At 54.8% G+C, this 20,718-nt stretch carries 20 protein-coding genes and 6 pseudogenes; 21 read left to right on the top strand and 5 right to left on the bottom strand.

Features of this window, described 5'->3' with window-relative positions:
• Position 1: 1 nt before the first annotated feature.
• The 8 genes from doeB (at position 2) to GH784_RS22960 (ending at position 5,898) form a co-directional block, all read left to right on the top strand.
• Positions 2-1,015 carry a N(2)-acetyl-L-2,4-diaminobutanoate deacetylase DoeB gene (doeB, locus tag GH784_RS22920; RefSeq protein WP_112153613.1) on the top strand — a complete coding sequence of 338 codons (1,014 nt, stop codon included), beginning with the start codon at positions 2-4 and terminating at the stop codon, positions 1,013-1,015.
• Between the two features lie 60 nt (positions 1,016-1,075).
• On the top strand, positions 1,076-1,927 hold the full coding sequence (ehuB, locus tag GH784_RS22925; RefSeq protein WP_153793837.1) for an ectoine/hydroxyectoine ABC transporter substrate-binding protein EhuB: 852 nt from the start codon (positions 1,076-1,078) through the stop codon (positions 1,925-1,927).
• Between the two features lie 60 nt (positions 1,928-1,987).
• The gene (gene ehuC / locus GH784_RS22930; RefSeq protein ID WP_019566767.1) at positions 1,988-2,653 is read left to right on the top strand and encodes an ectoine/hydroxyectoine ABC transporter permease subunit EhuC; all 666 of its coding nucleotides are present in this window, start codon (positions 1,988-1,990) and stop codon (positions 2,651-2,653) included.
• A gap of 12 nt (positions 2,654-2,665) precedes the next feature.
• Complete coding sequence (ehuD, locus tag GH784_RS22935; RefSeq protein WP_004431448.1) at positions 2,666-3,358, top strand: ectoine/hydroxyectoine ABC transporter permease subunit EhuD; 693 nt, start codon at positions 2,666-2,668, stop codon at positions 3,356-3,358.
• Positions 3,355-4,134: an ectoine/hydroxyectoine ABC transporter ATP-binding protein EhuA gene (gene ehuA, locus GH784_RS22940; protein ID WP_013761013.1), complete on the top strand. Its 780-nt coding sequence runs from the start codon at positions 3,355-3,357 to the stop codon at positions 4,132-4,134. The genes ehuD and ehuA overlap by 4 nt, the downstream gene beginning before the upstream one ends.
• 302 nt (positions 4,135-4,436) lie before the next feature.
• Positions 4,437-4,655 (top strand): toxin-antitoxin system TumE family protein, encoded by a 219-nt coding sequence (locus GH784_RS27495; protein ID WP_245260845.1) that lies wholly within the window; start codon positions 4,437-4,439, stop codon positions 4,653-4,655.
• Positions 4,652-5,023 (top strand): HVO_A0114 family putative DNA-binding protein, encoded by a 372-nt coding sequence (locus tag GH784_RS22950; RefSeq protein ID WP_013761014.1) that lies wholly within the window; start codon positions 4,652-4,654, stop codon positions 5,021-5,023. The genes GH784_RS27495 and GH784_RS22950 overlap by 4 nt, the downstream gene beginning before the upstream one ends.
• A gap of 389 nt (positions 5,024-5,412) precedes the next feature.
• Positions 5,413-5,898 carry a cupin gene (locus tag GH784_RS22960; protein ID WP_153793839.1) on the top strand — a complete coding sequence of 162 codons (486 nt, stop codon included), beginning with the start codon at positions 5,413-5,415 and terminating at the stop codon, positions 5,896-5,898.
• 69 nt (positions 5,899-5,967) lie between these two features.
• Here the strand turns inward: GH784_RS22960 and GH784_RS22965 are convergent, their stop codons facing one another.
• Complete coding sequence (locus GH784_RS22965) at positions 5,968-6,564, bottom strand: TetR/AcrR family transcriptional regulator (RefSeq protein ID WP_153793840.1); 597 nt, start codon at positions 6,562-6,564, stop codon at positions 5,968-5,970.
• Positions 6,565-6,645: 81 nt separating this feature from the next.
• On the opposite strand from GH784_RS22965, the gene bdcA reads away from it, so the two are divergent.
• Positions 6,646-7,353, top strand: coding sequence for an SDR family oxidoreductase (gene bdcA, locus GH784_RS22970; RefSeq protein ID WP_323131492.1), 708 nt, complete (start codon positions 6,646-6,648; stop codon positions 7,351-7,353).
• A 127-nt stretch (positions 7,354-7,480) separates the two neighbouring features.
• Here the strand turns inward: bdcA and GH784_RS22975 are convergent, their stop codons facing one another.
• Positions 7,481-8,185 carry an anti-sigma factor gene (locus tag GH784_RS22975; protein ID WP_153793841.1) on the bottom strand — a complete coding sequence of 235 codons (705 nt, stop codon included), beginning with the start codon at positions 8,183-8,185 and terminating at the stop codon, positions 7,481-7,483.
• Positions 8,182-8,727, bottom strand: a complete 546-nt coding sequence (locus GH784_RS22980; RefSeq protein WP_153793858.1) for a sigma-70 family RNA polymerase sigma factor — start codon at positions 8,725-8,727, stop codon at positions 8,182-8,184. The genes GH784_RS22975 and GH784_RS22980 overlap by 4 nt, the downstream gene beginning before the upstream one ends.
• Before the next feature lie 204 nt (positions 8,728-8,931).
• Between GH784_RS22980 and GH784_RS22985 the strand changes: the two genes are divergently transcribed.
• Positions 8,932-9,720 carry a DUF4394 domain-containing protein gene (locus tag GH784_RS22985; RefSeq protein ID WP_153793842.1) on the top strand — a complete coding sequence of 263 codons (789 nt, stop codon included), beginning with the start codon at positions 8,932-8,934 and terminating at the stop codon, positions 9,718-9,720.
• 159 nt (positions 9,721-9,879) lie between these two features.
• Here GH784_RS22985 and GH784_RS22990 read toward each other — a convergent pair whose 3' ends face one another.
• Positions 9,880-11,568, bottom strand: a complete 1,689-nt coding sequence (locus GH784_RS22990; protein WP_210251789.1) for a class I SAM-dependent methyltransferase — start codon at positions 11,566-11,568, stop codon at positions 9,880-9,882.
• 201 nt (positions 11,569-11,769) lie between these two features.
• On the opposite strand from GH784_RS22990, the pseudogene GH784_RS22995 reads away from it, so the two are divergent.
• The 7 genes and pseudogenes from GH784_RS22995 to GH784_RS27765 all read left to right on the top strand — a co-directional run.
• Positions 11,770-12,003: pseudogene (locus GH784_RS22995) on the top strand (transposase); the annotation flags it as partial.
• A gap of 510 nt (positions 12,004-12,513) precedes the next feature.
• Complete coding sequence (locus GH784_RS27505; RefSeq protein WP_246670487.1) at positions 12,514-12,948, top strand: hypothetical protein; 435 nt, start codon at positions 12,514-12,516, stop codon at positions 12,946-12,948.
• Positions 12,945-13,238: an IS110 family transposase gene (locus GH784_RS27510; protein WP_246670483.1), complete on the top strand. Its 294-nt coding sequence runs from the start codon at positions 12,945-12,947 to the stop codon at positions 13,236-13,238. The genes GH784_RS27505 and GH784_RS27510 overlap by 4 nt, the downstream gene beginning before the upstream one ends.
• Before the next feature lie 35 nt (positions 13,239-13,273).
• Positions 13,274-13,756 (top strand): annotated as a pseudogene (locus GH784_RS27230) (IS110 family transposase); the annotation flags it as partial.
• A gap of 99 nt (positions 13,757-13,855) precedes the next feature.
• Positions 13,856-14,137 (top strand): annotated as a pseudogene (locus GH784_RS23005) (IS3 family transposase); the annotation flags it as partial.
• 45 nt (positions 14,138-14,182) lie between these two features.
• Complete coding sequence (locus tag GH784_RS23010; protein WP_246670484.1) at positions 14,183-14,410, top strand: hypothetical protein; 228 nt, start codon at positions 14,183-14,185, stop codon at positions 14,408-14,410.
• 239 nt (positions 14,411-14,649) lie between these two features.
• Positions 14,650-16,494 (top strand): flagellin N-terminal helical domain-containing protein, encoded by a 1,845-nt coding sequence (locus GH784_RS27765; protein WP_112424685.1) that lies wholly within the window; start codon positions 14,650-14,652, stop codon positions 16,492-16,494.
• A 472-nt stretch (positions 16,495-16,966) separates the two neighbouring features.
• Here the strand turns inward: GH784_RS27765 and GH784_RS23020 are convergent.
• Positions 16,967-17,191: pseudogene (locus GH784_RS23020) on the bottom strand (IS110 family transposase); the annotation flags it as partial.
• 5 nt (positions 17,192-17,196) lie between these two features.
• Here GH784_RS23020 and GH784_RS23025 point away from each other — a divergent pair.
• The 4 genes and pseudogenes from GH784_RS23025 to GH784_RS23045 all read left to right on the top strand — a co-directional run.
• Positions 17,197-17,514, top strand: a pseudogene (locus GH784_RS23025) (IS66 family transposase); the annotation flags it as partial.
• A gap of 1 nt (position 17,515) precedes the next feature.
• Positions 17,516-17,833: pseudogene (locus tag GH784_RS23030) on the top strand (transposase); the annotation flags it as partial.
• Positions 17,834-19,022: 1,189 nt separating this feature from the next.
• On the top strand, positions 19,023-19,823 hold the full coding sequence (locus GH784_RS23040; protein ID WP_320188050.1) for an ABC transporter permease: 801 nt from the start codon (positions 19,023-19,025) through the stop codon (positions 19,821-19,823).
• A gap of 1 nt (position 19,824) precedes the next feature.
• Complete coding sequence (locus tag GH784_RS23045; protein ID WP_153793845.1) at positions 19,825-20,691, top strand: alginate O-acetyltransferase AlgX-related protein; 867 nt, start codon at positions 19,825-19,827, stop codon at positions 20,689-20,691.
• Positions 20,692-20,718: the final 27 nt, after the last annotated feature.

Genomic DNA, 20,718 nt, shown 5'->3' on the forward strand with positions numbered 1-20,718 from the left:
GATGTTAAGCACCGCGCTACGCCCCTCACCTATCACGTCGTCGGTCGATTTTGACAAGAAAGGCGTGCAGCACGGTCATCTGCGGCTACCATACAGCCGCGATGACAGTGCATGGGGGTCGGTAATGATCCCGATATGCGTGATCGCCAACGGCGAGGGGCCGACAGCCCTTTTGACCGGCGCCAATCACGGCGACGAATATGAGGGGCCGGCCGCACTTTTCGAACTTGCCCACACACTCGATCCAGATGACGTCAGCGGGCGTATCATCATCGTGCCAGCACTCAACTATCCGGCCTTTCGCGCGGGAACACGCACCTCGCCGATCGACCGCGGGAACCTCAATCGCAGCTTTCCCGGTCGTCCGGACGGTTCCGTGACGGAGAAGATCGCCGATTACGTGACCCGCCATCTGTTACCGCTTGCGGATATCGTTCTTGATTTTCATTCAGGCGGCAGGACGCTTGATTTCCTGCCTTACGCTGCCGCTCACGAATTACCCGACAAGATACAGGAAGCCCGGTGCTTTGAGGCGGTGGCAGCTTTTGCTGCCCCCTATTCGATGAAGATGCTGGAGATTGACGCCGTCGGCATGCTGGACACGACGGCCGAGGAACTGGGAAGGGTCTTTGTCACCACCGAGCTTGGCGGCGCGGGCACGGCCAGTGCAAAATCGATCGACATCGCCCGCAAAGGTACCATCAACCTGCTGCGCCATGCAGGCATCCTGACCGGCGCCGCGGTGCCGACGCCGAGCCGCTGGCTGGATATGCCCTCCAACGATTGCTTCACCTTTGCCGAAGATGACGGGCTCGTCGTCTTCGTCCGCGATCTCGGAGACACGGTCACGGCAGGTGAAACCATCGCTAGGGTCTACCCTGTTGGAAAAACCGGTCTTGCGCCGGTCGAATACCGCGCCTCTATCAGTGGCGTGCTCGCAGCGCGCCACGTTCCCGGCCTCATCAAGGCCGGCGACTGCCTTTCCGTCATCGCCACGGTCACGGAGAATACCTAGTCCGAAGAATGAAGTGAGATCCGAAAACGGACCACGCAACCCAACCAGAGGAGTTAGAACATGAATATGACAAAACTCGCCGGGCTTTCCGCCCTTGCTCTTTCCATCAGCGTGACAGCGGTCAGCGCACTCACCCTCCAGGAGGTGAAGAAGCAAGGCTACATTCGCGCAGCGACTGCCAATGAAGTGCCCTATTCATACATGCAGCCCGACGGCACCTCTGCCGGCATCGGCCCCGATGTCGCGAATGCAGTTCTGAAATCGATGGGCATCGAAGAGGTCAACTGGACGGTGACCCCATTCGGCACGCTGATCCCCGGGCTGAAGGCGCGTCGCTTCGATTTCGCAGCCGCCGAACAGAACATTTCGCCCGAGCGCTGCAAGCAGGTGGCCTTCACCGAACCGAACTCGTCCTATGGCGAAGGCCTGCTGGTGAAGAAAGGAAATCCTAAAAAGCTGACCACCTATGCCGATATTGCCAAGGATCCTGCATTGAAGGTCGCCGTCGTATCTGGCGCCAACAATGTAGACTTCCTGCGCGCCGTCGGCGTCAAGGAAGATCAGATCGTCTTCATCCCGGCCAATGCAGATGCCATCCCCACTGTCCAGAGCCGCGCCGATGCCTATGCCGCCACGGAACTGACAGTGTCAGAACTGGCCAAGGGCCAGGCCAATGTCGAGCAGGTGAAGCCCTTCGTTGATCCTGTCGTGAAGGATGCGCCTGTGCGCAACTACGGCGGTTTCGCTTTCCGGCCGGAGGACAAAGAATTGCGTGACGCCTTCAACGCCGCGCTCGTCGAATTCCGCAAGACCGACGACTACAAGAAAATCCTCGCAAAATACGGCCTCTCCGAACAGAGTATCGCGGCAGCGGCCGAAAAGAAGGTTGCCGATCTCTGCGCCGGAAAATGACGCCAGCCGGCGCCCGGGGATTACCGGGCGCCGATTACCATGAATTCGGGAACACGCCAGATGGACATGACCGCCTACCTGCCGATGTTGTGGCAAGGCGCCGTCGTCACCATGACGATTACGCTCGCAGCCCTTGTTGTCGGCACGGTACTCGCCTTTTTCTTCGGCATTCTTCGCGTCGAGGGTGGACCAATCCTCTCGACTGTCGCATTGTGCTACACGGAGGTGTTTCGCGGCACCTCGCTGCTGGTCCAGCTTTTCTGGTTCTATTACGCTCTGCCGCTCGTCGGTCTGAGTTTCGATCCGGTCACCACCGGCGTCATGGTGCTCGCCGCCCATGCGGGTGGGTATGGCGCCGAGATCGTTCGCGGCGCGTTATCTTCCGTTTCGGTGCAGCAGCTGGAAGCCGCACGAGCGCTGAACTTCACGCGGATGCAGACGCTGTTTCGCATTTCCTTGCCGCAGGCGATCGTCGAGATGATGCCGTCCTTCGGCAATCTGGCCATCGAAACGCTGAAGCTTTCCTCACTCGTATCGCTGATCTCGATTGCCGACCTCACCTTCGCGGCACAGTCGATCCGCAACCTGACGCTGGATAGCACCAGCATCTATTCGATCACACTCCTCTGTTATTTCGCGATGTCGCTGATCCTGATGGCCATCATCCGGGTGATCGAACATGTCGTGCGGCGCGGCAATGTCTTTCCGCGCACTCGCCATTCGTAAGGATATTCAGTCATGATGTATGGTTACGAATGGGACACGACCACCTGGATCACCTACACGACCTCGATCCTGCCCATCATTTTGATCGGCCTGACGGTAACGCTGAAAGCAGCCGCCGCCGGCTTTGCCATCGCGCTTATTCTGGGGCTGGTTTTTGCGCTGCTGCGCCGCAGTCGGGTGAAATTGATTTCCTGGCCGACCGCAGTTGTTGTCGAATTCCTTCGCGACACTCCGCTTCTGGTGCAGCTTTTCTTCCTCTATTACGTTCTTCCGGAATTCGGCATCGTTCTGCCGGCGTTTCTCACCGGTGCACTGGCGCTCGGCCTTCAATATGCCGCCTATACTTCTGAGGTCTATCGCGGCGGCATGGAGGCGGTGCATCATGGCCAGTGGGAAGCCGCGACTGCGCTTAATCTGACGCGCATGCAGACGTATCGGGATATCATCATCCCGCAGGCGATCCCGCGCATAGTTCCGGCCATGGGCAACTATCTTGTCGCCATGATCAAGGAAACGCCGGTGCTTTCCGTCGTCACGGTTCTAGAGATGATGGGGCTGGCAAACATGATCGGCGAGCGCACCTTCGAATATCTGGTGCCGCTGACGCTTGTCGGCCTGATCTTCCTTCTTCTGACCATAATCTGCTCAGCAGGCCTCAGCCGCCTGCAAAGGGCGCTTCCAAAAGCAGGAATACCCTTGCGATGACAAACAATACCAATCAACCGCTGATCGAATTTTCCGATGTCACAAAGCGGTTCGGCATTTTGACGGTCCTCGACCAGTTCAATTTCAGCGTGGCAAAAGGTGAAAAAGTCACTCTTATCGGTCCTTCCGGCTCCGGTAAGTCGACGGTTCTGCGCATTCTCATGACGCTGGAACCGTTCCAGGAGGGAAAGCTGACGCTGGCGGACATTTCCTACCATCAGGCCGGCGGCAAAGGCCCCTTCCAAGCCTCGGAAAAACACCTGCGCCAGATCCGTAACCACGTCGGCATGGTTTTTCAGAGCTTCAACCTCTTCCCTCATATGACGGTGCTGCGCAACATCGTGGAGGCGCCGGTGCGTGTACTGGGCATTGCCCGGCCGGAGGCAGAAACACGGGCAATCGAACTCTTGAAGATGGTCGGCCTGGCCGACAAGAAGGATCACTATCCAGTGCAGCTTTCTGGCGGCCAGCAGCAGCGTGTCGCCATTGCCCGCTCTCTTGCCATGCGCCCGCGTGTCCTGCTTTTTGACGAACCAACCTCCGCCTTAGACCCCCAGCTGGTCGGCGAAGTGCTTTCCGTCATCCGTGGCCTGGCCCACGAGCACGATTTGACCATGTTACTTGTTACCCACGAGATGCGTTTCGCTCGGGAAGTGTCGGACCGGGTCTGCTTCTTCGACAAAGGGCGTATTTGTGAGCAAGGAACGCCAGAAGAAATCTTCGGCGCACCAAAGGAAGATCGGACCCGCGAGTTCCTGTCATCCGTTCTGCGGTAACCGCACTCTCACACGACCAGGAAACAGCCATGACCACAGCGACGACGAGGCGGCAGACGTGCTCGATAATGCTGAATAGGGTGGTCAGACCGAAGGCGACCTGAAGCAGTTCTCCGAGGCGGCTGAGCAAAATAGCCGTCGGCCGCCGCAACGTCTCGTCGCTGCGGCGGGATTTGCTCATTAATCAAGTGTTGGCGAGATTGACAACACCGTAAGATGTTGGCATTATAGACAACAAGAAGGCGCTCACGATCACAGAACACAAAAGTGTTGGTGCCGACGGCAGCATTATCCAGTTCGTTATTTGGAAAGTTCCAACGCCTGTTCCCCCAACCGAACATGGGTTCAAATATCGCATGGTCTATGCCCAGAACGGCATTAGGGTTGTGGGCTTCGACAATGAGCGGGGTAAAGGCGATCACATACATCTGGACGGCCATGAGTTTCCTTACCGGTTCACAACAATCCACCAACTGATTGAGGACTTTTTATTTGAGGTCGAAAAACGGAGGCAGTCATGAGAACTTTGACCATCACGACAAACGCCGACTGGAAATCGGCATTACGCGTAGCAGGTAAGCGCGCTGCTATTGGCCTCGAAAGCGGTGAGTATCAGGGTGAAACGCTAAACTTTGAGACACCCGGCACATTCTTTTCGCGTCTCACCGAGCGCCGTTGGGAACTACTGAACGTCCTTCTGGGAAGTGGAACGGTTGGCGTGCGAGAGCTTGCGCGCAGACTGAACCGGGACGTCAAGCGCGTCCATGAAGATGCTGCGGTGCTAGTCGAGCTGGGACTGATTGAGAAGGACGAGCGCGGTGCATTAAGTTGCCCGTTCGAGCATATTCATATCGATATGATGATGGTGTCAGCAAGACAGGTGGCGTGATAGGAGAGAGGGCGCTGACGTTTAGCACGATTAGCGTCGATTATGGCGAGAGGAACCGCCTTCGGCCCTTCGCCTCCCGGTCCCCTCGATACGGACACGGCACTCTGTTGATCTGAACCCTTCATACTGGACCGTTTTTGGTTAGAGTGTTCCGGTGCATTTTCCTGGCTGGGAAAGGAACGGAAGACGATGAAAGCATCGCAGTTTTCGGACGCACAGAAGACGTTCATTCTGAAGCAGGGTGATGAAGGAGTGTCGGTGGCGGAAATCTGCCGGTGCCACTCCAGTTCCGCCGAAGTGCGGACGAAGATTGGCTGGTCGCCAGCACTGGCTGCGCAGCAAACCAGACACGGTTTGGCAGGCCCGACCAGATGGCCAGGAGCATTCACATGAAAGTTGAAAAAATCACTTTAAATCCAGGCGATCAGGTTCCCAACAACCAGACCTTCCCTGTCATCATCTATCGACACGTCGGCTCGCCATTCGATTCCGCTGCTTTCGAGGCACTGTTCGCACGAAACGGATGGCGCGGCATCTGGCGCAATGGTGTGTTTGCCTATCACCATTACCACAGCGGCGCGCATGAAGTTCTGGGCGTGGGGGGCGGTGAAGCGACGTTGCAGATTGGCGGGCCGGATGGGCAAACCTTGCACGTTACGCAAGGTGACTGTCTGGTTTTGCCAGCCGGTACGGGCCACATGAAGCTGAAATCCTCTGCCCATTTTCAGGTTGTCGGCGCTTATCCACCCGGCCAGGAGGCCGATGTTCAGACGTCTGCACCAACCAGTGCGATGCTTGCACAGATAAAGTCTTTGCCAAAGCCGACGACCGACCCCGTGCACGGAGCATCAGGTGGCCTGATCGATCTCTGGTGAGAATGAGCCGGGTTTTCGAAACCTGCCAGCTTCCTACACTAATAAGAAGTATTGAGACTGCTCTGAGGTTCAAGCCTCGGAAAGCTCCTGCTTCACCGCTCCCCCCGCAACGCGCGCAATACTCAGGAGCCGCTCCACGTCACGCCCAATCCGCGCCATGGCGGAGAGGCCGACCATGGTTGAACTCACGAAATCCGCAAGGCGCTCTGCCTTCTCCGGATAACGCACGGCGATATATGAGCGGATAACGCCCTCTGCCGCCGTGTGAAAAACGCTGGCTGCGGCACGCGCCTCTCCATCGCCGCAGCGCGTGCCTTCCAGAACGAGGCAACCAGGGGCTGCGGAATGAGCGGCATAGCGCCTTGCTGCATCTTCCAGCAACGCGGCAAGGCACTCGCCAACCGGACGATCCGGCCGCAGGATATCGGCAAGAGGTATTGCTTCCGTGCCGGCGTAGAGATCAAGAACCCGCTTGTAGAGGCCCATCTTGCTACCGAAGGCGGCATAAAAGCTTGGCGGGTTGATGCCTAACACCGAGGTGATCTCCGCGACGCCGACAGCATCAAAGCCACGCGCGTGGAACAGCTGCTTGGCCGTGGCCACAGCCTGATCAGGATCAAAACGGCGCGGACGGCCGCGGGAGCGAATGTTTTTTGTATCGGTCATTACATAATATCTTGACGAGTGAGCTGCTTCGTATTTATGTATCGATCATTAAATTAATTTTCAAGGTCATGGAGAGTGCTCGTGTTTCAAGGAAAATCCGTTCTGGTTCTTGGCGGCAGCCGAGGCATAGGCGCAGCCATCGTGCGGCGGTTTGCAGACGAAGGTGCAAAGGTAACGTTCACCTATGGCGCATCCCAAGGTGCGGCGGAAGAGCTGGCGAAGGCGACGGGCAGCACTGCCATACGGGCGGACAGTGCTAACCGCGACGAAGTCATCCGCGTCGTGCGTGCCAGTGGTCCACTGGACATATTGATCGTGAACTCCGGGATCGCCATTTTTGGCGATGCTCTCGAGCAGGACCCTGATGCCATCGACCGTCTGTTTCAGATCAACATCCAGACGCCCTATCACGCCTCTGTGGAGGCGGCGCGGCAGATGCCTGACGGTGGCAGGATCATCGTTATCGGCTCGGTCAATGGAGACCGGATGCCGGTGCCGGGCATGGCCTCTTACGCCGTTTCCAAATCGGCCTTGCAGGGGCTGGCGCGCGGTTTGGCACGCGACTTCGGGCCGCGCGGCATCACCATCAACGTTGTGCAGCCCGGCCCGATCGACACCGACGCGAACCCGGAAAACGGGCCGATGAAAGACCTGATGCACAGCTTCATGGCACTCAAGCGCCACGGACGGCCAGAGGAAGTGGCCGGCATGGTGGCCTGGCTTTCCGGGCCTGAAGCCGGTTTTGTGACGGGCGCGATGCACACGATCGATGGCGCATTTGGCGCCTGATAAGCAGATTGCCTGATTGTTTGCGGCAGGTTTCGGGACATCACGATGCTGCTGCTCCCGAAACCGGCGAGTAGAATGCGGCGAAGGAAATTTCGCCGCGATCTTATCGGTTTTGCCTTTGGGCGATCTATCGCGGCATTCGGGCGAAGCCCTTTGCCAGAATCGGGCCGGTTGGCCTTCCTGTTGGTGATCCGCCTGCCTGTTCAAGCGTGATCTCGTAGAGCTGGTCGCTTCTGGGGGTCGGCAAAGCCGGTCCGTCGAGACGCGCTGAACGGACGCCATCGATCAGGCCGAGCGAGACCGGGCCAACCTCCCTGGAGGGCAATGTCCATACCTGTATCGTCTTGTCTCCAGGCACTGCAAAATCGGCCAGCATCCGCACGGTTGCTCTTTCGTTGCCAAAATCCTCAACAACGGCCTGAACCTCACCCGTCTCGTTGACGAGGACTGCGATCACCAGCGGCTCCGTTGTCCGTGTCAGGCTAAACGTAAGGCCGGCGGCGAGCACAAAGGTTGCGGCAATGGCGGACACGGCAACGGCGCGCCAGCGGTTTGTGCTGTTGTCGTTTGCCGTGTGGTTGAGCTTGAGGGATGCGGATTTCGACTGGAGCGGCAGGCGGGATTCGATGTTGCTCCACAATTCGCCCTTGATGGCTGCCGGCTCGACGGCAGTATCGAGCGGCAGAAAACGCTCACGGCTGGCCGCGATTGCCGCACGCAATTCGCCATCTGATTCCATTGCTGCTTCAACAGCCTTGGCTTCGGAGGTCTCCAGCAAGCCCAATACATAGTCATCGGCGATGGCGGGAATATCTTTGCGCGCCATCATCATGCCATGCACTCCCGAAGCGCCGAAAGGCCGCGCCTGATCCAGGACTTCGTCGTTCCAAGCGGAATGCGCAACCGGCCAGCGATTTCGCCGTGGGAATATCCGGCCACGTAGGCCATCAGGATGCCCTGTCTCTTTGTCTCCTCAAGACCGCCGAGACATTCATAAAGTCGTGAATTCCGATCGAGATTCTGCCATGCGGCCATCACTTCATCTGCCTGCGCGCCATCGCGGAGCGTTTCAACATCCTCCACGGGGAGTTCACGCCTGCTGTCGCGCAGCAGATTAAGCGCCCGGTTTCTGACGATCGCGTAAATCCAGCCGCGCGCTGACCCCTGGTCTGCCCGGTATTGGTGCGCATGGGTCCAGATGCGCACGAAGCTCTCCTGCACCACCTCTTCCGCCAGTTCCCTGCGCTTGACGATGCGCTCTGCCACTGCAATCAGCCGGCCTGCCTCGCGATCGAAAATCGCACGCAATGCATTTTTGTCCCCTTTTGCGCAGGCAGTGAGCGCCTTGTGTAGATCATCCGGCACGGAGCCCATCTGCATTTGAAACCTTTCAACGTCTGATCGCCAGCATGGTCGACTTGGGCATAATACCCATCGCGGCGGCATATGGATGCATCTCGCAAATATTTTTTCACTGCCTGCATCCAAATGCACCCTGCCCGGTGTCTTGAACTGTGGAAGCGTCGAAAACCAACCGCTGGACGCCTTCCGAACGGTTCAACGCACGGGAGAAACACCATGAATATCATCCGCTCCACTCTGATCGCCTCCGCCGCTTTCGCAGCATCGGCAAGCATCGCGGTTTCAGCACCGGTCCTCGGGCTGACCGGCGACAAGACGCTCGTCATGTTCGACACTGACAAGCCTGCCGTCACAAAGACAATGGATGTCACCGGGGTCGACAAGCTCGTTGGTATCGACTTTCGCCCCGGGAACAAGACTGTCATCGGTGTGACGCCGGACCACCGCATCGTCTCCATCAACCTTGAGACAGGTGCTGCAACCGATGTGGCCAATATGGACAAAATGCTGACCATGACCGAAGCGCCTGTTGTGGTCGATTTCAACCCGGCAGCGGATCGTCTTCGTTTCATGACCGGCACGACCAATCACCGCGTGCATCCCGACACCGGCGCTGTGACGGTTGATGGAACACTGGCTTTTGAAGATGGCGACATGCACAAGGGAGAAACGCCAAACATCGTTGCCGCCGCCTATACCAACTCTATCGGCAAGCCGGAAAAGACGGCCATGTACAATATCGACGCGACCATCGGCGCCCTGGTTCAGCAGACAAAGCCGAATGACGGCACACTGAAGGCAATCGGCAAGCTCGGCCTCAAGGGAACGCCGGCAACCTACGCATTCGATATCTACGGCGAGGAAGGCGGCAAGAACACCGCATACTTGGCCGCCGGCAACACGCTCTACACCATCAACCTCGAAACCGGCGCAGCAAGCGAAATCGGCAAGATCACAGGTGCAGACAACAGCTTGCGCGACATCACCATTCTTCCTGCAGTGTGATTAACCATCACCTACTGCGTACGTGAGCTATCAAAAAGGCTGGTGCGGTTATGCGCCAGCCTTTTTAATTACATCCGTTATGTCAAGGGTCGCTAAAAAGCACTATCTGCGAACAATAATCGTTCCTAGAAAAATCGCCACCTCAAACCAAAAAGCTCCCTACACCTTCTTTATCGCTTTTTCTAAGTTTGCGATTAAGCCATTAGGGAAGCGCCCCTCGTCAGCACCATATTGGACATAGTGGCGAAGTGGATCAACGCCGGCCCTGTCAATATCCACATAGTAATTCCGATACCATTCCGGATCAAACAGCCCGGAACGCTTGAGCATGCTGACCTGACGCGACGAATACAGCCTGCGCGGAAGCACTCTCCAAAAATTAGGCAACTCGAGCATTTTCATTACAGCGCGTCCTAACAGGCGTCCGGCCTCTTCAAGAAGCAGAGACCGAACGGACGCTTGGCCTTCCGTTTCCATCAGCATTTTCGTCAAGGTTGTAACTTCAACCAATCGCTCCTGCGCCCGTAGGTCGCTCTCTGCCTTCGCATTCTCTAGGCTCGCATATTGTCGAATGTGCTCATCCCTTGCAGCTTTGGCTTCCGCCAACTCCGCCGCGGCTTTTGAGGCCGCATCATTCAACTCCTTAATAGATATCGACTGAGCGAGACAACGTTCCTTGTCTTCGGACTGAGCACAGCGAAGTTGCTCCACATCACGCACCAGTAGATTAATATGCTCCTTCAGCGCCTCTGTGACTTTATTACTTTGGATTTGGCTTTCAGAAGCGATTGCCAACTCGCGACGTAAGTCCGAAATTTCAAACGCATTTTGTTCGGCCTCCAGTTGGCGTTGCGAGAGCGCACTTGTAACATCAGCTAGGCGACTTCTTAAATCCGCAGCCTCAACACTTACCTGGACGGAACTTTGCTGGGCGACCTCAATATAATTCAAATTATTCGATAACTTTTCTTCTAAAACCCTAATATTTAATTCCCGCTCTGCCGCTAAAGCCGCCAGTTCTTGGACTTTATTCTTATGTTCGCCAACCTCCTTTTCTAACTTCGTGACCTGCACAACCCTCTTACGTAGCTCCTTGTTATCATATGAATCGAGACATGCTTTTCCCAAGCTCGAAAACAAATGCTGAACGTCGCGTCGAAGGCCGTTTTGGTGCTCGGCATCAAGAAGTAACCGCAACCTTTCTGGAAGATGCCCGCCGACTCCTACCACACCTAGTCCGTGACCATGGAAAAACTCGAATACTGGGTATTTTTCTCGCAATTCATCAAAAAGACGAAATACTCCAAAGTTGCGCTCTCTCACATTTGTATCGTGTAAAAGCACTACACCCCGGTTGGATATCTTTGGTAACCACTTGTCAAAATCATTCCTCACAGCTTCGTAGCTATGGAACCCATCAATGTGCAAAACATCTATACTACCATCAAGAAAGTATTCATTCGCCTCATCAAAGTTTTTCTTCATGAGGGTGGAAAAAATGCTGTAATTATCCTCATTGTAATCTTTAACATACTGGTACACTTCCCCACCATATGCCCCAGCGTGTTCGTCCCCGGTCCAACGGTCAACAGCGAAAGCTTGCGCACCTATGTCAAGCTTCTCGAGCGCTTGGCAGAACGCAAAGTACGAAGTGCCCCAATGGGTGCCCAACTCAACCACTAAAGATGGGCGCAGCGCCTCAGTTAACCAAAAAGCAAAAGGAATATGCTCAATCCAGGCAGATTGCTTCAAGTACCTGGGTCGCAAATAAGCGTAGCTTCCGATGGGTAAAATCTGCGCCTCGGTTAGGGTTGACAAAATAGTACGTTGATTAAGTGCATCGTTCATACCTGACTGATCCATTTGGGTTCCCAAGCGAATAATTCCCGCGTTTGAGAAACGCGTAACACAGAAGAGACGTCAGGCAAATATCGCTTCAACCATCAGCCGCTTTGTGCGGATTATTTTCAATCAGCCGTTTATCAAATACTGAATAGCCCAGAGATTTGTAGACGCCTTCTTTCCTAATTTTGAGGCAGGAAGAGCATCATGAGCAAATCGAATTTCAGCGAAGATTTTAAGCGCGACGCCGTGCGTCAGATCACGGAGCGAGGCTATCCGGTGGCGGAGGTTTCTAAGCGCCTCGGCGTGAGCCAGCATTCCCTGTATGAATGGAAGAAGAAGTTTGCGGCGTCTAACGCCAAGGGCAACGACGAGGCCGAGGAGATCAGGCGGCTGAAGAAGGAACTGGCTCGCGTCACCGAGGAGCGAGACATCCTAAAAAACGATCACGGGTTTCGGTCAGCCTATGCGCAGTAGAAACAGGCCGAGCTACGCTGATCGTGGGAGGGGAGTTGCCGACTGCTTATTGGAGGCGATCGGCCCCGTTAAAAAACGTGGCACATGGGCTGTTGCGAACTTGGGAGTGGTGACGCTGTTTCGGCGGCGATCCCGGATAGGAAAATGACGTACTTTTGCGGCCCAGCCCCTCTCGATCCAGAGGAGGAGAAGCCATGCCAAAGACAAGTTCATCCAAGCCACAGATATGGCAGCGGTCAATCCAGATTGTGCTGAGATGCCAATCCGTCATTCGCAAGCTTTGCCCACGATTTGCATGATATTGCCGCTTGGTTCAAATCCTGCGGCGTCACCAGCCTGGCGATGGAGTCGACCGGGGTCTACTGGAATACCGGCCTACGAGATTCTAGAGTAGCGTGGCTTCGAGGTGATCCTGGTCAACGCACGTTATGGAAAGAACGTCCCTGGCAGGAAGACGGACGTTAGCGACGCGGCATGGCTTCGCCATCTGCAGATTTATGGCCTGCTGCGCGGGAGCTTTCGGCCGAGCGCACAGAGGTCGCAACGCTGCGTGCCTACCTGCGCCAGCGAGAACGGCTGGTCGAGTATGCGGCAGCTCATATCCAGCATATGCAGAAGGCTCTGATTGAGATGAACCTACGGTTCCACCATGTTGTCTCCGACATCACCGGCGTGACCGGCATGAAGATTACTCGTCCGATCATCTCCAGTGAGCGTGATCCCGACGTTCTGGCATCTTTGCGCGATGTTCGCTGCCACTCATCTGTCGAAACAATCAGAGCACCCTTGATCGGCAAAGATCGTGATGAACAAGTGTTGCTCTTTCCCGGTCACTGGAGCTTTACGACTTCTACCAGGAGAAGATGCTGGAGTGCGACCGCAGGCTTCAAGCGTAGATTGCTTCCATGACCGCTGAGCTTGAGCCGCCGCTTGCGCCACTGCCAAAGATCTGGAAGAAGACCAAGCAGACCAACGCATCGTCCTTCGATGTTCGCACCGCACTATACGGCCTCACAGGAACAGATTTGACCCAGATTCACGGCCTCGGCTCCTCGCTTGCGCTCGAGCTTACCGGCGAGTGCGGAACGGATCTGAGGGCACGGCCCTCTGCCAAACACTTCACATCGTGGCTCTGCCTCGCACCCCGCAACACCATCTCCGGCGGCAAAGTGCTTTCGTCCCCGATACGTCGATCCTAGCCGCGGCGCTGTTGCGGTTGGCTGCTACCACGATTGCCCAGGCTGCGGCACATCCCGCCTTTGCGGAACGGCGAACCGTCACACCTCGAAGCCGAGACCGCATGGTGGAAACTCCTAGAGTTTTAAAGGCTTGCCGAAAGACCGCGGTCAACGCTCGGCGCATAGCCTTACAATTTAATCCAGACTACGATCATCGACGCGCCCGACGTGTTGCGGGATCAGCTTCGTGGCATGACCCGCATGCAACTGGTTCGATTGCTTGCCGCCTGGCGTCCGGACCTGACAGCCTACCGCGATGTGGAAGCCGCATATCGGATCACCTGAAGTCGCTTGGCCGCAGATATCTTTAACTGCATGATGAGATTGCCGATCTCGACATGATGATCGCTGCAATCGTCGAGGACCTGGGTCCAGACCTTATCGAACGTAATTCAATTGGTCACAACCGCGCCGTGCAGGTCTTGATCACCGCTGGCGACAATCCCGAGCGATTGAAGTCAGAAGCAAGTTTCGCGGCGTCAAACGTTAAATCGCTCGGGAAGTCTTCGGCATCATCATGCGTCGCCAGAAACAGATCAATCAAACCAGGATCGTCGCTTGACAAACAGAAGGGCGTCCAGGGCTCCCAGTTTGCCAGCATGAACTGGGCATTGTTCCTCAGGCATCACAATCTGGTTTATTCGATGAACCGACGCGGCAACTGCCATGACAATGCGGTGGCCGGAAGCTTCTTCAATCTTCTAAAGCGAGAACGGATATGTCGCAGGGTCTACCCTTCACGCGATGAAGCACGCCAGGACGTGTTCGACTGCATCGAAATGTTTTACAATCCGAAACGCGAGCACGTCAGAAAAGGGATGCTGTCGCCCGTCAAGTTTGAGATCCAGCAGAAAATCTAACTTGAGGGTGTCTACAAAACTCGCGGCAATTCACAGATCGAGGCTTTGGAACAAGCAAAGCCTCAAGCCGTCAGAGTGAAGGAAATTCGAAACTGGGAAATTGTCGTTGCGAAGTGCAACTACTGCGGCCACGTTTCAAATATCCCGCACTGGCAACTGAACCGCGTGGCAAAGGTCGATACCACCGTCGATGAAATTGCCAAGCGACTGAAATGCAAACGCTGCAACGTAAAGGGTGATGTGAAGATCACCATAGCCAAGATGCCGAGGTGAGCATGTGCAACCTATATCGCATTGTAATACGGATTGATCCGGGATCGCAATCCGCGCTTTCATATCACCGAGGGATCAGTTGTGGAACTGATTAGAAGCGCATCTCTCAGTGGAAGTGTCTAACGACTGCTACTTTCCGTAACCCGCAGTTAACACTTGATTAACCAACGAACTATTTATATCGATGCAATCACTGATTGCTCATGAAGAGCGCGAGATCATTTTTTTGCGAGCTCCTCATGACATCTATTCTGACCAACAGCACCGCCATTTCTGCACTGCAAACCCTCCGCTTCATTTCATCTGGATTGGAGAATTCTCAAAGGGCAGTATCCACAGGACTTCGCATTGCAACTGCGTCTGACAACGCAGCCTACTGGTCTATCTCTACGACCATGCGTTCTGACAATGGCGCTCTCTTAGCCGTCCAGGACGCACTCGGCCTCGGTGCAGCCAATGTTGATACGGCTTATGCCGGGATTGATTCGGTGGTTGCTGTTCTAATAGAGTTCAAATCGAAACTCGTAGCAGCGACAGAGCAAGGTGTTGATAAATCCAAAATTCAAGCCGAGTTGGACCAGCTTAAGAATCAAGTTGTAAGCGTTGCTGGCTCCGCCAGCTTCAGTGGTCAAAATTGGCTGAATACAAATATTGTCGATATTTACGACAGTGCCTTCAATAGGGCTTCCATTGTTTCATCTTTTGTGCGGACGGGAACTTCTGTCTCCGTCAAGACGATAGGTGTCGATCTTTCCAGAATATCGCTCTTCAACAGCACTGGCGGCGGTCTACTTCAAGAGGACGCGCGAGATATCAAGACCATAGGCGGCATTAGGTCTCTGAATCCAACATCCGATCCGGCCACTATTGGCGGTGACTACACATCGTATGATGGGATCGACGGTTCAAAAGGATATATGACGCCCGTATGGAACACTGGAAGCCCTGGCAGGGTCTTCATCGATTTCCCCGCAAACGCGCCGCTCGATTTCAATCAGCCGGGCGCTGAAGTCAGCTTTACGATAGTTCTCGATAAAGAGGCTTCAAATCCCGACAGCTACACTGGAGCGGGCGGTAATCTTCAGGAGCTACCAGGACCATATTACAACGGTTATTCCGCGACAGTGACCATTACTAAGGCCGATGTTGATGCTTACAATGCAACCCTCGGAGGTGTAATATCCACTAATACGCAGTATGCGGGGCTACTTACCTCAAAATTGAGTTCAATTGGAGCCTCTGCGTCCGCAAACTACCTTACGGGATATCCTCCCGTCCATGATCCAGAAAAGATTTCGATCACAACGCTCCAACAACACGGTGATGGATCATACGTAGAGATTGCTGCGGTTACGAGTGTCGGCGTAAGCGCAGGAGGACTAAAACCGGACTCCGATTTCGGTACGCGCGGCTCCGGCCTCGCGCTAAATTTTGAACCGTTCATAGTTTTTAGAGACGGTATCGATGATAAGGGAATAAGAGTCAGCTTCACCTTCTCGGTGAACGGGGCGTCACCAAAGGCCTACGCATTTGATCGGTCTTACGTGAATCAGGTGCTGTCACGCGACGACGGAAAAGTGTCGTCGCCCGAGGATATGGCGACCCTGATGAAGTCTCTCCTCGAAGACGATTGGCCAGATCTCATCATCGAAGCAAATGCGGGTCGCGTTGTCATTAAATCAGACCCGGCTGTGGATAGGCAGTGGGGCTCAGGAACCTTGATCGACTTCGACAACATCCGTGTCAGCAACGAGCCGCGCTCTACGCTGAATTTCCTGGAGATCAACATTGTTGAGAACCCTGATTTGGTCGACATGTACATCACTTATGTTGAGAACGTGACAACCAACGCGACTTCTGGTGCGGCGATGTTGGGCGCTATTCAAACGCGGATAGACTTGCAGCTTGGCTTCGCGGACCGTCTTTCAGATTCGATCGCAAAAGGAATAGGACGGCTAGTCGATGCCGACATGAACGAGGCATCAACCCGTCTCAAAGCCCTCCAAACGCAGCAGCAACTAGGCGTACAATCGCTGCAGATCGCGAACAGTCAGTCGGAGAGCATTATAGCTTTGTTTCGGTGACCGAGCGCTTCGGCTCGCAATCGCAGTTGATCATCCGTGAACAGCAACGCAATGCGAGATTGAGAGATTGGATAGCAGGGGCACGTTCAGTGCCCTTTGCTCTCCCTATCTCCCTACCCTTCTTCGGCTGATCGTGATGCCACTTGATCGCATGATACATGCCTATGCCGAGCACTATGATTTTGAATGTGAAGAAGACGTTGGGAACCAATCTAACCCAAGAACCATCGGACATTTCGAGTACTTCCAGTCTGTTGCTTGTGTTTCGGCATGGAATATTGACCCCTCTGGCGGGGTGATCGGCGTCCAATTTTAGCTCTGACTCATATGTGGAACGGCCAGATTAGCAAGGCATTTTCCGTGTGAATCGCCGTCGGACGGTGCAGTCATATTTCCGGCCTATCAGCGCGGTCATCGACCGCTGGCCACGATGAGATCCGCGATACCGATCGCCTAATCAGTTTTCGCGCTCAATCGTGCTGTCGCGGCTCTCAACCCTCTCGGTCAGCCTTTCGATCCGATCGGCCATCTCCAACATCGCAGCTCTGGCCGAGTTTGGTAGACGACCGTCACGATCGTCGAGCAAAATGGCAGCGAGCTTTGCAATGCTGGTCATGCCGGTCGCGGCGATGATCCCGAGCGCAGCCATGTGGGCTCGCATGGCATTGGCCGTCTGGCTTCGTTGACGCACGAGTAGCCGCGCCTCTGCGCCAAGCACTCTGCTGAGCACATTCACGCCGCAAGTTCTTCGGGCTGGCCGACATCGCCACGAACGCCAAACGTGGCAGCAACGCTGCGCCGATCTCGCCAATGGCATTGGAGGCCGTCAAACGGATCGATGCCCTGTTCGATTTCAAACTGGAGATCAACGGTCGTGCCGCCGAGCAGCGTCTGAAGCGCCGCCGCCAAAACAGCCTGCCACTCGCCGAAGAGCTGCATGATTGGCTCCAAATTGAGCGGGCAAAACTGTCGCGCAGTTCTCCCGTCGCCGAGGCGATAGATTACATGCTCAAGCGATGGGGGTCGCGACTTTGCCGCTTGGATAGGACTCACGCCCAAAGACCATTCGACCGCAGGCAAGGTCAGATTGGGGGTGATGACACGTGGTGGTGACGAAACGCTGAGGAGCATATTGGTGGTCGGTGCCACTGCTCTTCTTCAGCACGTCAGAACAGGCCGCAGAAGGCATGCTTCCCGATGGCTCACCGAACTAATGCAAAGGAAAAAATCGAAGCTGGTTGCGGTGGCGCTCGCCAACAAGATTGCCTGTGTCGCCTGGAAGCTCATGGTGAGTGGCGAGGCGTATCGGCGGCCAGAAGAACAAACGCAAGCAACATAGGAATTGGCCATCACGGTGCGCAGAATAGAACGCTACCGTGTTGAGCTGATGCTGTGAACTTGCAAGAAAAAAGCAGGTGGTGCGATCGATCGATCCAAGACGCGTGATACTCCGTTAGTTCCAATGGCCTTTCAGGGCCGTTGCCGTGTTAGGAACATGCGTTGCGGAAACCATCTTGGCCAGTGGTCATGTGCGACCACGAAAAGGCCGCACATAGGGAAGCAAGCGATCCGATCAAAATATCTGTAAAAATCACTTGCAAGTGGGAGCCGTCCATATGGAACTGGACACCACCGAAGTCTTTAAGGGGCGGGCTGCCTAACCGGGCGACCATAGTCGGCGAGTGTACTGGACCCGGTTCCAACACTCAGGAATTTGCTATCAAAACTCCACTCGCAAAGATGCGGCGTCTCGGCTAGCGTCACGTAGGCAGCCGTTGTTTGCAAGCAAGTCACATACCAGAGGAACCGACTTGAGAAACAACTTGGACAGCGTAAATGAATGATCACGCGCTGAGCAATGTTGTGCGTGAGGCACTCCTCCAGCTCGAAGCCGACGGCCACATTGTGATCGTGTCGACGACAATCGGGCCAATAGTCGATGCCATTGTCAACAAAGTTGCCGACGTTTTTCCGAGGACAGACCTCTCAATCGTCTTACCAGCGCAACACAGACTTGAGTTTTATCAGACAGCGCCATCTACCGGATGGCAACCGGTTTTCTAGTCGCCGATTGTAACTGGGGGCGCTCAGTTCCCGCAACCTCGGCGCCTTCCTCGCGCGTCATCGCCTTTTATTTGTTCAGCGGCGACCTCTGCAACGGTTCGATGATCGGCTAGCGCCCTGTGACGCCATATCTCGTTGGGCCGCCGTCGATCTTTGCGTCAAAGTAGGCGTCCTCGTGACCAAACATAAGTTAGAGAGCGACGGGAAGCGTTTCCCGAGCCATGGCGTTCTTCTGATTGTGATTTTAGATGGGTTGCAACTTTCCGTGTGCAACACTAAAAAAATGTCGCCGCGCGTCCCCTGAAACAGGCCGCGGCATGAGGCCTCGCCACCATATTGCGTGTGGCGGGCCTCTTTTGTGTGTGATGCACATAAAAAAGGCCCGCAGAGGCGAGCCCGTTATAGACAGTTGATTCTCCCGTAAGTTTTCATTTACGTAGCCATCGAAGCCTTGGAGAACTTACGTGGAAAAATATCGGGCGCAGCGGACGTTCGCAGACGCATTAAAAGAGAAGCGCAACGTCATGCTCGCTGTGATGTTACGCGACATGCGCTCACGGTACTTTAATCACGGAATTGGCTTTCTGATGGTCCCTCTTTGGCCGCTCGCGCATATGCTTGTGCTGCTGGCCATCTACAACGTGATGGGCCGCTACACACCGTACGGAAACTCGCTGAACATCTTTTTTGCCACCGGGTTGGTGCCAACACTGACATTCATGTATGTCTCACGCTTTATGGCGGTTTCCGTTATTCAAAACAGAACACTCATGATGTTCCCGGTGGTGAAGACAATTGATGTCGTCATGGCAAGGGCATTACTAGAATGTATCGGCTCATGCCTTACCATTATCGCTCTGTTCCTCGTTCTGATCGCGTGGGGAGAAGACCCGACACCAATCGATGTACCTCAAGCAGCCGCGGCATATCTCACAAGCATTATGTTTGCTATCGGCGTAGGGAGTCTTGTGAGTGTGATTGTCATGTTTATGAGCTGGTTTCTGACGATCTACTTTCTGTTGATGGTCGTCGTCTATGCGTCTTCTGGGGTCCTGTTTGTGGCATCATCACTCCCCTCATCCGTTTCAGTTCCGTTGTCATACAGTCCAGTATTTCAGTGTGTCGAATGGATGAGGTCTGCATATTTTCCGGGTTACAACGAGCGCCTTCTAGATCGCCCTTACGCGGTTTATTGCGGGATGATCGCACTTGCTGTAGGTCTCGGAGTAGAGCGCATCTCTCGCCGGAAAGTTTACGAGTCTTAATATGACCTCACCCAAACCCCTACATCAAATGGTTTACGAAGGTCGCGAAGGATGGCTTTTCCTCACGGGTGACAGCAACGCTGTCGTGGATCAGATCACTGGATGCTACAAGCTGCCGTCGGAATTTTCATCCATATGGAGAACCCTTCTGGACCATCGCGCGCATATGGCTAGCAAGCATGGTTACAAATACGTCCTGGCCGTAGTGCCGAACAAGGAATGCGTATACCATTGGCACTTACCAGACGGTATGGCTCTGTCGAAAAAACGTCCCATCAACGCGGTCATTAAATCAGACTCCAACAAATTGATTTATTACATGGCTGATGCATTTGCGGCGGCGGGCCCGGAGCGAACATTCAGCAAGGTGGACACCCATTGGAATTCGTTCGGCTCGATCCTCGGGTTTAACGCATTGATGATCAGACTAGGAATCGAGCCTATTTCGGCGGATCGTTTTGTCCGCAAAGAGGAGACAATATCCGGGGATCTTGGCGGGAAGATAGGAAGAACTGAGAGAGTCTCAAAATTTTTGTTAACATCGCCCTCGGGTCGGCCCATAGAAAATAATACTGTCCCAAACATTGGAAGCAGGATCGTTTTCGAGAGCGGTAACAAGTCGCTTCCCCGATGCGTGATATTTCGCGATTCTTTCACATCTTCACAGTTGTTCTTGTTTCCTGAGAGATTTTCACGGGTCGTGTACGTGTGGCAGCCAAACCTAGATTACTCGATCATAGAGGCTGAACGCCCTGACTTCGTCATCTCGCAGCAGGTTGAGCGATTCTTGGTCGAGCCACCGGATGATCTAGGTGGCCCTACACAAAAAGAAAACGAAGGGCGAAAGAAAGCTCTTAGCGTCAATTAGGTTGCCTAGAGCTATAGACCAGCATTT

It is taken from the genome of Agrobacterium tumefaciens (assembly GCF_009649785.1).
GTDB lineage: Bacteria > Pseudomonadota > Alphaproteobacteria > Rhizobiales > Rhizobiaceae > Agrobacterium > Agrobacterium tumefaciens.